At 36.0% G+C, this 286-nt stretch carries 1 protein-coding gene; it reads right to left on the bottom strand.

What is annotated here, in order from left to right:
* Nucleotides 1-286: Na+/H+ antiporter NhaC family protein (locus tag ACSG5Z_RS31895; RefSeq protein ID WP_435712954.1), on the bottom strand; the 286-nt coding region annotated here is incomplete at both ends.

The raw sequence follows: 286 nt of genomic DNA, 5'->3' as shown, positions 1-286 counted from the left end.
GAAAAGTACTGCTCACAAAGTAAGAAGTTTACACCAAAAGCAGTTGAAGCAGTAGAAATAATTAAACGTCTGCTATTTTTTACGAAGCTAGAGATGATATTCATGAGCTGCGTAATAATACCCATTCCTTGTAATAATCCTCCCATACAACGAGCCAGGTAAATAAGTGCAATCGACATCATCATACTTTGTAGACCACCGCGAGATAGTAAGCTATCAATGCCTTTAATACCAGTTTTAGATACGTATCCGTCTTGCATTATTTTCATTAAATCAGCTAAAGAAG

It is taken from the genome of Bacillus pretiosus (assembly GCF_051294775.1).
Classification (GTDB): domain Bacteria; phylum Bacillota; class Bacilli; order Bacillales; family Bacillaceae_G; genus Bacillus_A; species Bacillus_A wiedmannii.
The sequence above is the reverse complement of the archived record's forward strand: the minus strand, read 5'-3'. Positions and strand labels throughout refer to the sequence as shown.